The 13,832-nt window shown below is 47.6% G+C and carries 11 protein-coding genes and 1 tRNA gene; 6 read left to right on the top strand and 6 right to left on the bottom strand.

What is annotated here, in order from left to right:
- The first annotated feature begins 1 nt into the window (after nt 1).
- The 6 genes from BM101_RS02155 (at nt 2) to BM101_RS02130 (ending at nt 6,399) form a co-directional block, all read left to right on the top strand.
- A complete protein-coding gene (locus BM101_RS02155; RefSeq protein WP_087029923.1) occupies nt 2-961 on the top strand; it encodes a type II secretion system F family protein in 960 nt (319 codons plus the stop codon).
- Between the two features lie 11 nt (nt 962-972).
- Nucleotides 973-1,890, top strand: coding sequence for a type II secretion system F family protein (locus tag BM101_RS02150; protein ID WP_087029926.1), 918 nt, complete (start codon nt 973-975; stop codon nt 1,888-1,890).
- Between the two features lie 23 nt (nt 1,891-1,913).
- Nucleotides 1,914-4,394 carry a vWA domain-containing protein gene (locus BM101_RS02145; RefSeq protein ID WP_087029929.1) on the top strand — a complete coding sequence of 827 codons (2,481 nt, stop codon included), beginning with the start codon at nt 1,914-1,916 and terminating at the stop codon, nt 4,392-4,394.
- Nucleotide 4,395: 1 nt separating this feature from the next.
- Entirely contained in the window at nt 4,396-4,740 is a 345-nt protein-coding gene (locus tag BM101_RS02140; RefSeq protein ID WP_087029932.1) for a DUF192 domain-containing protein, read from the top strand.
- A gap of 136 nt (nt 4,741-4,876) precedes the next feature.
- Nucleotides 4,877-5,938, top strand: coding sequence for a pilus assembly protein TadG-related protein (locus BM101_RS02135; RefSeq protein ID WP_087029935.1), 1,062 nt, complete (start codon nt 4,877-4,879; stop codon nt 5,936-5,938).
- 377 nt (nt 5,939-6,315) lie between these two features.
- Nucleotides 6,316-6,399 (top strand) — tRNA-Leu (locus BM101_RS02130).
- 203 nt (nt 6,400-6,602) lie between these two features.
- Here the strand turns inward: BM101_RS02130 and BM101_RS02125 are convergent.
- The 6 genes from BM101_RS02125 to BM101_RS02100 all read right to left on the bottom strand — a co-directional run bounded on the left by BM101_RS02125 (nt 6,603) and on the right by BM101_RS02100 (nt 13,750).
- On the bottom strand, nt 6,603-6,920 hold the full coding sequence (locus BM101_RS02125; protein ID WP_087029938.1) for a hypothetical protein: 318 nt from the start codon (nt 6,918-6,920) through the stop codon (nt 6,603-6,605).
- A 227-nt stretch (nt 6,921-7,147) separates the two neighbouring features.
- Nucleotides 7,148-7,927, bottom strand: a complete 780-nt coding sequence (locus BM101_RS02120) for an NAD-dependent epimerase/dehydratase family protein (protein ID WP_087029941.1) — start codon at nt 7,925-7,927, stop codon at nt 7,148-7,150.
- A 709-nt stretch (nt 7,928-8,636) separates the two neighbouring features.
- The gene (locus tag BM101_RS02115) at nt 8,637-8,978 is read right to left on the bottom strand and encodes a zinc ribbon domain-containing protein YjdM (RefSeq protein WP_087029944.1); all 342 of its coding nucleotides are present in this window, start codon (nt 8,976-8,978) and stop codon (nt 8,637-8,639) included.
- A gap of 595 nt (nt 8,979-9,573) precedes the next feature.
- Entirely contained in the window at nt 9,574-12,246 is a 2,673-nt protein-coding gene (ppdK, locus tag BM101_RS02110) for a pyruvate, phosphate dikinase (protein ID WP_087029947.1), read from the bottom strand.
- Between the two features lie 25 nt (nt 12,247-12,271).
- Entirely contained in the window at nt 12,272-13,099 is an 828-nt protein-coding gene (locus BM101_RS02105; RefSeq protein ID WP_087029950.1) for a pyruvate, water dikinase regulatory protein, read from the bottom strand.
- A gap of 15 nt (nt 13,100-13,114) precedes the next feature.
- Nucleotides 13,115-13,750 carry a helix-turn-helix transcriptional regulator gene (locus BM101_RS02100; RefSeq protein WP_218149860.1) on the bottom strand — a complete coding sequence of 212 codons (636 nt, stop codon included), beginning with the start codon at nt 13,748-13,750 and terminating at the stop codon, nt 13,115-13,117.
- Nucleotides 13,751-13,832 lie beyond the last annotated feature (82 nt).

Below are 13,832 nucleotides of genomic sequence, written 5' to 3'. Positions count from 1 at the left end.
CATGGATACGATGTTAGTAATGTTCATCTTTGTGACAGCCTGTTTTTGCTTCTATACGTTATATTTGTTGTTTTTTGAGCGCAGATACAGCATCAAGAACCGCTTATTACGGACGGGCAAGACGCTTCAGGAATACCAATCGGAAGAAGAAACAAAACAATCTACCCTTTTGCTGGGGGTGTTGAAACAGGTTGTAGAAAATATCGAAAAATCCAATTATTATGCGAACATTAGATTGAAATTATTGCAGGCGTATATCAAGATGAAACCCATCGAATTCATTGAAATCTCCATAATGAGTGGGCTTTTTTTAGGGGGCGTGCTGTTTCTGTTGACGGATAACGGGTTGCTGCTGGCGTTGGGATTCATCCTTGGCTACAGATTGCCGGAAACCGTTGTGGAAAGCACCCGCAAGAAACGGGCGAAGCAACTCAATGCCCAATTGCCGCAGGCGTTGAGTCTGATCGCCAATGGTTTGCGGGCAGGGTTCAGTTTCCCGCAGGCGATGGCTGTCGTCAGCAGGGAAATGGAGGCACCCATCGCCGACGAGTTTGCGAAAGTATTGCGTGACAATTCCTACGGTAAGAACATGGATGAGGCCTTGCAAGAATTGGCGAAACGCACGGATGATGAGGACCTGGACATTTTAATCACGACCTTGCTGATTCATCTGCAGGTCGGTGGGGACCTTTCCGAAATACTGGATACCATCTCCCAAACCATCCGCGAGCGGGTCAAACTGAAAGGGGATATCCACACACTCACTTCGCAGAGCCAGATGTCGGCCGTTGTCATTGGCATCCTGCCGGTGGCGATTGCCGCTGTGATATTTATGTTTAATCCAGAATATATCGGCACCCTATTCACCGAACCATTGGGCCTGATGATGTTGGGCGTTGCGGTCGGCATGATACTAGTCGGAGCCTTTGCATTGACTAAAATCGTAAAAGTTAAATTATAGGGGGGATAAAAATGGAATTGCTTGTATACTTGTCGCTGTTTGTCACCAGTTCGCTTCTGTTTTATCTGTGCTATGATCTATTGCTGCGTCCCAGACAGATGCTGCGGGAGCGACTCGATAATGTCAAGGAGATGGCGGATACCCGCGATGTCTTTGATGAAGAAATGCGGGAATCCTTTGCCGAACGGGTCATCAATCCGGGCTATGAAAAAATAATCCAAACATTAGGGAATCTGGCGCCATCGGCCATCAAAGACCAGTATGATCTTTTGCTCAGCAGCAGCGGCGCAAAAGACAAAATAAAGTTCAACAATGTCATCGCCACCCAGCTGATGTTGGGCATCCTCCTTTCGTTTGTGGCCTACTATCTGATGAAAGTGACCGCCCAACCGTCCAACACGTTGTATGTTTTCTTGGCGGGCGCCATCGGATTTTTGCTGCCCTATTTTTCCTTGAAGTCAAAATCGCAAAAAAGGATAGAGGAGATCGAATATGCTTTGCCCAGCTTTTTGGATATCCTCTATGTGAGTGTGGAGGCCGGACTGTCATTCGACATGGCCATCTATCGGACGACGGACAAGATGAAAGGGCCTTTGAGCGATGAGTTGCTGTACACCATGAATGAGATGAATAAAGGCAGGGATCGCTCCGAAGCTTTGCGGGATATGGTCAAAAGGACACAAGTCGCTGATTTGGGGACTTTCGTTACGTCCATCATCCAGGCCGAGGAAATGGGATCCAACATCGGGAATGTCTTGCGGATCCAGGCGGATACGATGCGGCTGAGCAAACGCCAACGGGCGGAAGCAAAAGCGGCTAAAATACCGACTACGATGCTCTTCCCGATTGTATTCCTCATGTTTCCGGCGCTATTCGTCGTCATTCTGGGACCGGCTGCCATCAACGTCATGAACACCTTAATGAAATAACCGCAGGAAAGGAGGCGCAGAGCATGCAGCTAAAAAAAATAATGACCATCTGGTTAACGATGGCTATCGTCGGATTCGGATTTATGCCATCCTTATCGGCAGCAGAGAACAGCACCTCGGAAGAGATTGCCGTATCCCTCGTCATCGACACATCCGGCAGCATGGCGGAGACGGATCCCGGCAATCTCCGGAAGACGGCCGCTGAAATCTTTGTAGATATGCTCAGTCCGGAAGATTATGTGGGCATCGTCTCCTTTTCGACGGACGTGAAAGAATTGGCCCCGATGCAATCGGTCGGAGATGCAACGAACAAACAGGCAATCAAAGGAACGCTAGCGGCTATTGTGGGTGCAGACGGGAACACCAATTACCAGTTGGCCTTGCAAAAGGCGGAACAACAATTGGACAGCTATACTGACAAAAATATCCGGAAAGTCATCATCTTCTTGACGGATGGCGTGCCGGAACCGGATTACGCATTGCGCGAAAATGCCGCTTTCATGTCCGCCTACATGGATACACTGTGGCAAACGACAGCCCAACTCGGGCTTAAGAATTACGCGGTCTATGCACTTGGATTCGGTACTGCTGACCCAAGCACGCTACAGAGGATAGCAACGGACACGCGGGGGGAAGCCAAGTTTCTTGGAAGCTCCAGCGAAATCGCGGTCAACTTTTTTGAAGTGCTGCGGACGTTGAAGAACAGGCAGGGATTTTGGAACGAAACAATGCCGGTCACCGGAGAGACTATTTTGCCTTTTCAGGTGGATAATTATACCTCACAGGTGACGATGGTAGTAGCCAATGACACAACGGGTACCAACGTTACTGTCCGGTCGGCAAACGGAACGGATACGACAGGTAAAGTTGTCGTACAAAAAAATGAAAACTACAGCATCGTCACGATGAATCAAGCAGACAAAGAATTGAACGGAGAGTGGGAACTGGTCATCAACGGGACGGGCAATGTACAATTGTTCGGCGACAAGGATCTATCCTTAAAATCTTGGCTTGTGGAACCAAAAGCCAATACACAGCTACCGCTCCATGAACCGATTGCGTTATCGGTTGCCGTTACCGGCGAACTTAATGAAGACATGTCCGTGGAAGTTGTGGTATCTAAAAATGGCGCTTCTGAGACAGAAACGATCCCTTTGACGCTTGAAGCGGGCAATTACGTGGGAAGTTACGATCAAGTCGATCAAGCAGGAACGTATACCTTGGATACCCGAATCAAAGACGGGGGAACAATTGTGACGAACAGCCTGACGACAGTGTCCGTGCAGCAACTGCCCGTGTTGGCCAGCGAGGTGGCTCTCCAAGATGCCATCTTCAAGGTGTCGGAAAACCAAACCGTAACCGGCTATCTTCAAATGGACGGAACGCAAGATATTACGATAAACAGCTTCAATTTGGTTGGAAACTTTGCGGACGGCAGACAAGAAATCTATCCCATGCGCGATGGCGAACAGGAAAGCAGCGGCGATGCCGTAACGGGAGATGGTATCTATACCATGGTGCTGCCTTTTGATGTGGAAGGTGACTTCTTCGCTACCCTAGTCGTTCAAGGCAGCTATCCGGGCGGTAATTTCACTTTGGAAAAAGAGATGGGAACCTATCAAGTCGTGTCTTCCGGCGAAATTGAAGGATCGTTGGTTGAAACAAATCTGGCCGGGAAACCGGGCGGAGAGGTGACCATGCCGCTGCGTTTGGAAAATCATTCCGGCAGAAGCGAAACGGTGCATGTAACGCTGGCATCCGAAAACGCATCTTCAGAAGAAAAAATCCTTACTTTGAAACCAAACCAAACAGTGGATGCACCCCTTACGGTCAACCTGTCGGAAGACGCATCGTTGGAAAAACAGGACTTTACTGTGAATGTAGCAGCTGAAGATCCCTTGACGATCGTAAAGGCAGACATAAAAGGAACTGTGACAGTCGTTTCTGGAACAGCATTGTTCATCCTCAATATTCGAGATTTCTTCGCAAAAAATGGAGCCGCAGTGGCTATTGTACTTCTTTTGCCGCTATTTGCTTTTATGATAGGGAGACTGCTATACGTGTTGAAAATGAAAAAAGCGCTGCAGATTCCGCGTTATTTAGAATATAAGCGGATAGATTTTTCCGAAGCTTCGCAAGAGATGCTGTTGCCGAAGAAAATTGGCGAGATAGTTATTGGGTTCGGAGAGATGTCGTCAGATGCTGATTTGGTCTTGAATGGCCCTAAAATCCCTTATTTGTTGACGGTACATGTAACAACCAGTCACACCAATCGTAAATGGCTGGAAGGGTACCGCTCTCTGTCGAAGGCTTATCTTCCGATTCATATCGAACTTATGACCTCACCGCCCGGGATATTCAAATTGAACCGGGAAATTTTTACAAATAAAGAAATCTACAATCAGGATTCATTTGAGTCCGGTGGCTACCAATTTACCTACCGGGCAGAAGAAACGTTGCACGAAGAGAACAAAGCAAGAAACGTATTGGAAGGTAAAATGTGATATGGCTAAATTAATTAACGAAAGAACCAATCAAGTCATTTTGGAGGATCTACGAATCGCGGAAACCTTTTTCAGCCGTTTCCGCGGTTTGATGGGTGTCAAATCGATACCCGAAAATAGTGGTTTAATGATAACTCCCTGCAATAGCGTGCATTGTTTCTTCATGAAATTCCCGATTGATGTCATTTTTTTGGACAAGGAGAACCGAGTCGTTCATATCATGGACAGCGTGAAACCTGGGAGCATCTCGCCTATCGTCAGGAAAGCAAAATATGTCATTGAAGCGAATGCATACATCTTAAATGAAAAATTGCAGATTGGAGATAAGCTCATCTTCAATAATTGAGGATTTGACATCAGTACTGATACAATTCTATATCTTGGTTAATGTAATAGATGGAAATGACTAGGGAAAATGGTATTAAGAAAATTAGTCGATCAGTCTTTCAGTTCAAGACAAGAATACTTTTTGAGAGGTGGGGATGATGTTGCTGAAGCTAATCAAGAGACTCAAAAAAGAAGAGCAAGGTCAAGCGCTGATTATGGTTGCTTTAATGCTAACGGTGCTTCTGGGATTTGCTGCTCTAGTCGTTGACGTCGGTAACCTTTATGTACAAAAGAGCCAACTTCAAAATGCAGCGGATGCAGCTGCTTTGGCTGGAGCACAGGACTTGGGGACAGCCATTGATGCTGAAGCCACAGCTAAAAATTATGCTGAAGCGAATGGAGTTCCAAAAACAGAAACATTGGTTGACACTACTTATGATAATAATCCAAGCAAAATTGAAGTTGTCTCCACAAAAAATGTTTCATATACTTTTGCTCGAGTTTTGGGGTTACTAGAAACCAATGTAAAGGCACGTGCAGTAGCTCAAAAGGCAACTGAAGGTGGAGATGCTTTTAATTATGCTGTTTTTGCTGGCGGCGGTGCTCTTACTTTTACCGGCGGCAAACACATAATCGGTGGAAGTGTATATGGTAGAAATGGGGTTTCTTTTAATGGATCAGGGAATGAAATAGACGGTGATGTTGTCAGCTCTACAAGTACAGCCAATGTGAGTGGAACGATTACAGGGGACACGATTACAAATAATCCCGTAATACCTATGCCGGATTTTTCGAATTTAATAAAAGCTCAAGCTACTATTTGCACAACAGTCGCAGAATTTAATAATGCAGTCGCAGGCACTGACGATATTTATTTTATCGGGAATTTAACTATCACAGCCCGTATACCGGGGGATAGAGTCGTGGTTGCTACTGGGAATATAACTGCTAATAGTGCCGCTCAAACTTCAGCGGATTCAGTGACTTTTTATTCTATCAATGGAAATATAACATTTAATGGTGGGACCAGTGAAATTTATGGAATTCTTTATGCACCAAATGGCACTGTTACAGATAATGGCGGGCCAAATGGTCATATTAACGGACGTATTATAGCAAAAATAGTTGATGTTAATGGAGCTAAATTCTCTGTTGATGCAAGTTCCAATGATTTAGATTCATTAAGCAAATATACAACGGTAAAGCTTATCGAATAACGAATACAAACCTAGATATAAATTTCAAAGAAGCGTTATGATGTATTCTTATTTCAAGGAATGCATCATAACAATTATAAATCGGCAGTTCACGAGAAGGTGCTGGAGTTATCACATTAATAAATAAATGTTTTGTTTCAAAATAACCATGCTCATTGTTAACGGTAACTGCTGTAAAGGGAAGAAAAATATCGGTTTGGCTCAATTGATCCGTGGAGAAGAGAATTCTTACAGAAATATTCAAGTAAATTCTATACAATAAATATTTGCAATGGGCTTTATTTTCTCAAATTACCTTTCCAGATGTTTGAGAAATAAATTATCAGACAGGCGTTGACAGAAAAGCGCTTCAATATTATAATGAAATAGTTGGTTTCGCGGTCATGGCGGAATGGCAGACGCGCCAGCTTGAGGGGCTGGTGGGAGTTTCTCCCGTGGAAGTTCGAGTCTTCTTGGCCGCATAATAAAATAAGTCATATGTTGGATGTATCCGTTCAGCCTATGACTTTTTTTTTCTCTTTTTTCATCCGGACATACTTGGTTTTGATTGATTATTTCTATAAATAGAAAAAAGTGCTGGATTCTGTACGTTACAGAATCCAGCACTTTCAGCATTTTTAAATTTTATTCCCAATCAATACCCGCGCGCTGATCAGGAATAGGCTTACACTTTTTTCTCGGCGTTTTCTTTTTCGATTGCTTCGCGCTTCTTTTTCTTCTTGTTGTTTAAGAAGACATCGACGACACCACCGATCAGGATACCAATCCCGAAACCTAGATTCAGATTGCCCAACAAGAAGTAGCCCACTAATGCACCCAGCAGCATCCCTGCCATCGTATAGGTGTATGAATTTTGCAATGCCGGATTTTCAGATGCGGGGATATTTTTGGTTGCCTGCGCATTGCCGTTGTTGTGAAGATTTGGAACCGTTGGTGTTACATTTCTGCGTTGGATTTGATTGCCTTTACTTTTCTTTGCCATTACGGTCATCCTTCCATCTATATACGGATATATATTTGTATATTAAAAGTTTCTCACAATAGCTATAGTACCAGTACGTTTCCTATTGTTCAATAGCTACCTCTAACAGAAGGACCGCATTTTCAAAAACATAGATATTTTGTTCACAAATGAAAGGGTACAGGGACCGGGGCGTGGATTATCGGTATTCAAAATTCTGGTGGAGCGGGCTGCTCCTTCCATTGAAATCATTCATCCAGCTCCACCGGATCGCCGATATCGACACCGAAATAACCTTTCAGGGTGAAGGCATCGTCTTGTGGTTTGTAGCCGATGGTCGTCCGTGCCTGCAGGATATCCAAACGCGGGAAGCGATTGTCCGATAGGCCGTTAACCAAAAGGAAGGGTTCCTGCAAAGTGGCCGTTAAGGTGCAGTCGACCAACTGACACAGGTCGCGCGGAGAGAGGTATTCCGCAAGCACGGTTTCGTCAAGAGAAGGATCGTTCAAGTCTGCATCAAACTTTCCGATGCGGATGCCGATTGCCTCCTGTCCTTTGTTGTAAGCGAAGTAGTTGGCCAGTCCCTCCAAATAGACTTTCGATACGCCATACAGGTCCATCGGCCGGACCGGGTCGTTCACGGAGACTTGTACATGTTTTGGATAGGCGCCGACTGTATCGAGCGAACTGGCAAAAATAATCCGTTTCACGAAGTTTTCGTATTTGGATGCCTCGTCGAAAAGATTGTAGGGAAGCCTGTAATTCAGATTGATCAGCGCATCATCAAAATCCGTTTCGGGAGAAGAATCGTCGGCCAGATGGATGAGATAGTCGATCCCCTCCAAAAGGCCATCCAGATTGCCGATGACGGTCAAATCCAATTCTCTCACAGTAGTGCCTTTTAGCAGCCTTTCGTCCACACTGGAAAAGTCGCTATCCACTAAGGTTAGGTCGTATTTCGTTTTGAGATGGGCGACTAGCGTTTGGCCGATTTTCCCGCTTGCACCGGTAATTAAAATGCTGGACATGTTGCGTACCTCCTTGCGTTCACACTGACTGTCAGTTTCGATAAGTGAACCAGGGAAGGAATATTCCTGGTAGATTAACTGTATGCAAGTGCGGCAGAAAAGTCAAAAGAAAGCACTTTCGAAAGGGTAAATGCCTCATAAAATGAAGAAAGCGTAAAGATTGTAATGATGATGTAAACCTATTGAGAACGGCAAAGAAGGCTAGTATAATGAAGGCAAGATGATAAGAAAAAGGCAGGCTTCTTACAATGATAGTAGGGGAGTGATCGCAATGTTCGCGTCAGGCAAATCATTTTGCAGACCAGAAAGACAAAATGGTGTTTTTCGCGCACTGGCTGTCCTTTCCGTTGCCTGTCTATGCCCAGTTAATACCCCAAACAAAAACACATGCTGAGTGATGCGTGTGTTTTTATTTGGGCATGATTGCTCTGAGCGGACTGGGTATCATGCATCGCTTATCGTCAATGGATTGGTGAAGTGAAGTAGGGGGTGATGATCATTCGGATTTTTGCAAAGGTATCCGACCAGAAAGGAATGGTGATCCGTAAACTATCTCCCAGCTGTCGGGCGTGACAGCCGCTGTATTATTGAAAGGCAGTTGAGGTCCTCGAAGAATAGCTATTCACCGATCATCCACATGAATGAAAATAAAAAACGTGCGAAGCCATCCAATAGGATTGCCTCGCACGTTTTCGTATTACAGGAGAAATTAAGCCTTCTTGACGAACTCGGATTTCAGTTTCATTGCGCCGAAACCGTCGATTTTGCAATCGATATTGTGGTCGCCTTCGACCAAGCGGATGTTCTTCACTTTTGTGCCGACTTTCAAGGCAGTGGGGCTTCCTTTTACTTTCAGGTCTTTGATGACCGTAACGGTATCGCCGTCGCTCAAGATAGCGCCGTTTGCATCCTTCACAACCAATTGGTCTTCTTGTGTTTCTGCTGCTGCGTCCGCACTCCATTCGTGGGCACATTCCGGGCAGACCAACATCGTGCCGTCTTCATAGGTGTATTCTGAGCCGCATTTCGGGCATTTAGGTAATTCCATCATTTTACATTCCTCCATAGGGTAGATTTTCGTATTGTTTCAGGGTCTTTGATTGAACCTTCGCGGTGCCGCTTTATTCACATCTGGCACCTAAAGTTTCTTATATACTGCCATATTTTCTGCTTGTTGACAACCTTTTGGAGGCAATATAAGAATAATAGCCAATAAGCACAAAAGTTCTTTCAATGAACAGGCTAAAAAAGCAATAGAAGGCTTTTTTATGGCTTTTCGCAAGCCGTAAAAAACGGCGAACAAAATAAAACGAACGGGCTGTTGCGAAATGCTTCATTCGTGAATCCCTGCATTCCATGTTATCGGTTGCTGGTTCTCGGGTAACGTGGCGGGTTATTTGGCCCAGAGAATGCCGGGAAAACCTTCCGAAAAGTCGGCGGCGGTTTTTTCGGATTGATCCATTCCAAGTATAGCCTTCCGCGGCGCCTACGGAAGGCTATTCTATGAAAAAATACTGTATTTTAGCCCGCCGAAGCGCTTTTGGCGGGGTATTCCGGCCCCCGATGCCCCTCCGCATCAAACGCATAACAAGAAAAGGCTGCCTCTTAGAGACAGCCCCGTTCGTTTTGTCATTCGTTCTTATCGCTTAATGCACTGCTTCTTTCACCTTCGTGTGCTCAGGCAGTGTTTCCTGTTTGCGTTGTTTGATGGTTTCCTGTGCCGCGGCCAGACGTGCGATCGGCACGCGGAACGGGGAGCAGGAAACGTAATCCAAGCCGATGCTGTAGAAGAAGGCGATGGATCTTGGGTCGCCGCCGTGTTCGCCGCAGATGCCGAGGACAAGGTCAGGATTGGCTTCGCGCCCTAAAGTGGCGGATAGCTTCACCAGTTTGCCGATGCCCTTTACGTCCAGGGAATGGAACGGATTGGGTTTCAGGAGGCCCTTGTCTTCGTATTCTTGCAGGAACTTCCCGGAATCGTCACGCGAGAAGCCGAAGCCCATTTGCGTCATGTCGTTCGTGCCGAAGCTGAAGAAGTCCGCTTCCGTGGCGATTTCATCGGAAGTGACCGCTGCCCGCGGGATTTCGATCATGGTGCCGATGTGGTAAGGGATGGTTATATTCTGTTCAATGAAGACTTCGTCGATTTCTTCCTCAATCTCGGATTTCACATAGCGCAGCTCATCTACGTCGCACACAAGCGGAATCATGATTTCCGGCGTGATGGCACTATCGGTCTCTTTCGCGGCCTGGAGGGCGCCTTCGATGATGGCGCGCGCCTGCATCCGGTAGATTTCCGGGTAAGTGACCGCCAGACGGCAACCGCGGTGCCCCAGCATCGGATTCACTTCATGCAGCGAGTCGATGTGTTCCTCCAGTTGGGACAGGGTCGTATCCATCGCATCGGCCAAGGCGATTTTGTCTTCTTTGGCGACCGGCAGGAATTCATGCAGCGGCGGATCCAACAGACGGACGGTCATCGGTTTTTCCTGCAGTAAGGCAAACATTTCGTAGAAATCCTGACGCTGCATGCCCAAAAGTTGCGACAGGTATTTCTTGCGTTCTTCGACGGAGCGGGCCAGGATCATTTTCCGCATGGCAGGGATCCGGTCCTTATGGAAGAACATGTGCTCAGTCCGGCAGAGGCCGATGCCTTCCGCCCCCAATGCAAGGGCCTGTCTCAAATCGGCAGGGGAGTCCGCATTCGCTTTGACGCCGATTTGCTTGATGTCATTGACCCAGCCCATGAAGGTATTGAAGTCACCGCTCAAAGTCGGATTTTGTTTCGGGACGTTCCCGGCATAGACCCTTCCGGTTGCGCCGTCGATGGAAAGGGTATCGCCTTGGTGCAGGATGATGTCGCCGATGATGACAGTCCGGGTATCTTCATTGATGACGGCAGCGGTGCAGCCTGCGACGCAACATTTGCCCAGTCCGCGGGCGACTACGGCCGCATGGGAGGTCATCCCACCGCGCGCCGTCAGGATGCCTTCGGAGCTGACCATGCCGGCCAAATCTTCGGGCGAAGTTTCGCGGCGGACCAGAATGACCGGGATTCCCTGTTTGTTGGCTTCCTCGGCATCCTGGGTGGAGAAGTAGATATGTCCTGAAGCTGCACCCGGCGAAGCGCCCAACCCGGTTGCCAAGAGGATGGCATTCGGCAGGGCCTTTTCATCGAAAGTGGGGTGGAGCAGCTGATCCAATTGGCCCGTTTCGATGCGCAGCACAGCTTCCTCCTTGGAAAGGATGCCTTCATTGACCAAGTCCACGGCCACGCTGATGGCGGCTGTCGCCGTCCGTTTCCCGTTGCGCGTCTGCAGCAGGTACAGTTTGCCTTTTTCGATCGTGAATTCGATGTCCTGCATATCGCGGTAGTGTTCTTCCAATTTCTCTGCGATAGTCTTGAATTCGGTGTAGACCGCCGGCATGACCAGCTGTAGGGAATCAATGCTGAGTGGGGTCCGGATGCCGGCCACCACATCTTCCCCTTGGGCGTTCATGAGGAATTCGCCGAACAATTTCTTTTCTCCCGTCGCGGGATTGCGGGTGAAGGCGACGCCGGTCCCGGAGTCGTCGCCGCGGTTCCCGAACACCATGCTCTGCACATTGACGGCTGTCCCGAGATCGTGTGCGATATGGTGGATGTCGCGGTACAAGATAGCCCTTTCATTGTTCCAGGAAGCGAAGACGGCCTGGATCGATTGGCGCAATTGGTCCATCGGTTCCTGCGGGAAGTTTTCGCCGGTTTCGCGCAAGTAGACTTCCTTGTATTGCCTGATCAGATCGGTCAAATCCTCCAACGTCAATTGATTATCGAATTCGTAGCCGTTGACGTGCTTGATGGTATCCAGGATGGATTCGAAATGGATGCGGGAAACGTTCTTCACGACATCACCGAACATCTGGATGAAACGGCGGTAGCTGTCGTAGGCGAAGGTAGGATTCTGCGTCTGTTCTGCCAAGCCTTCAACGGATTTATCGTTCAGACCGAGATTCAGGATCGTGTCCATCATGCCCGGCATCGAGAAGGCGCTGCCGGAACGGACGGAAACCAACAGCGGATTGGCAGGATCATGGAAAGACTTGCCGACTGTCTCTTCCAACTCGGTAAGAGCGGTTTCAATTTGCTTGTTCAAAGCAGGCCAAAGGGTTTTCCCTTCATCGAAGAAATGGATACAGGATTCCGTGCTGATGGTGAAGCCGGGCGGGATGGGCAAGCCGAGGTTCGTCATTTCCGACAGATTAGCGCCTTTTCCTCCCAATAACATTTTTTGTTCCTTTGATCCTTCTGAAAAACGGTAAACCCATTGCTTTGTCATATTCTTCTTCCTCCCTGATGTTGGATTATAGTTGCTTTCGTTTTATATGTAGGGCATCCATGTAGTGCAGGATGTGGTCAGCCGTCTCTTCGATGGCTTTGTTTGAGACGTCTATTTTTTTGCAGCCGATCTTCTTCATGATCTGATCCGCGTACTCCAGTTCCTCCAGGATACGCTCCATGCCGGCATAGCTGGCCGAAGGGGGCAGCCCCAAGGATTTCAGGCGTTCTTTGCGGACTTCGTTCAATTTCGCCGGCGAGTTCACCAAGCCGATGATGCGTTCCGGCGGGATCTGGTAAAGTTCCTTCGGCGGCTTCGATTCGGGGAAGAGCGGGATGTTCGCCACTTTGAGATTCTTGTTCGCCAGGTAGATGGACAACGGCGTCTTCGATGTCCGCGATACGCCGATCAGGACGATATCGGCTTTCTCGATGCCGCGCGGGTCCCGTCCGTCGTCGTACTTGACGGAAAATTCGATCGCTTCGACCCGGTTGAAATACTCTTCATCCAGTTGGCGATTGATGCCCGGTTTTTCCAAGGGCTGCATTTGGAACAGCTGGGACAATCCGTTCAGGATAGGGGTATAGATATCCACGCTGAAGAGCTTTTTCTGCTCCGTCAGCATTTTCATGTGGGCAGCCATCTCCCGTTTTACAAAGGTATAAAAAATCATGGCGTTTTCGGATAAGGCTGCTTTTTCTATGATGCTCTCGATTTCTTCCGTCGTCTGGACGTAGGAATATTTCCTGATTTGGTAATTGTCCGTTTCGAATTGATACAGGGCGGAACGGACGACCAGCTCGGCTGTCTCCCCGATGGAATCGGAGATAAGGTAAATTGCGTAAGGTTCCATGTGTGCGCGTGCCTCCTATATGTCTTTGTTGAAGATATCAAGCAGCAGTCTGCTGGCGGTTGATTTTGAAAATTTTCCGATGACTTCTTTCCTGCCGGTTTCTTCATAGGTTTTTCTGGAAATGACCGGCAGACCGTCGACTCTATGGGCAACCAATAATTTGGTGGCGTCCAATACTGTGGTGTCGCTGAAGACGGTATAGAGATTCGGCATTTTCGTCATGACCATGCCGACCGGTATTTTTGTCAAATCGTTTTCGCCTAATGCGCTCTTCAACAGATCCTTGCGGGAGACGATGCCCAGGATCTCAAGATTGTCGGTGACATAGAGGGAACCGCAGTCCTCCAGGAAGAGCTGGATGATGGCGTCCTGGATGCTGGTTTCCTTGGTGAGGTTCACCGATATGGCCATCACTTTTTCGACTCTCTGTTTGGCGATCTGATCGACGAAAAAGGAATTGCTGTGCTCTTCATTGATCAAGTACCCGACTTTCGGTTTGGCCAGGAGGACGCCGCTCATCGTCAGCAGAGAAAAATCCGGCCTAAGGGTGGCGCGGGCAAAACCGAGCAGGGAGGCTATCTTCTCCCCGGAAATCGGCTGTTGCTTCTTCACGATTTCGATGATCTGTTTTTGTCGTTCCGTAAGTTCCAATTTCTCACCTCTAATTCTAATGTGATGTGTTAATAGTTATATAGTATGTCACATTGAAAGGGTTGTCAATCATAAAATTGTC

The organism is Trichococcus palustris (assembly GCF_900114465.1).
GTDB classification, from domain to species: Bacteria; Bacillota; Bacilli; order Lactobacillales; family Aerococcaceae; genus Trichococcus; species Trichococcus palustris.
Note: the sequence above shows the minus strand (reverse complement) of the source record. Positions and strands in the feature narration are given on the sequence as shown.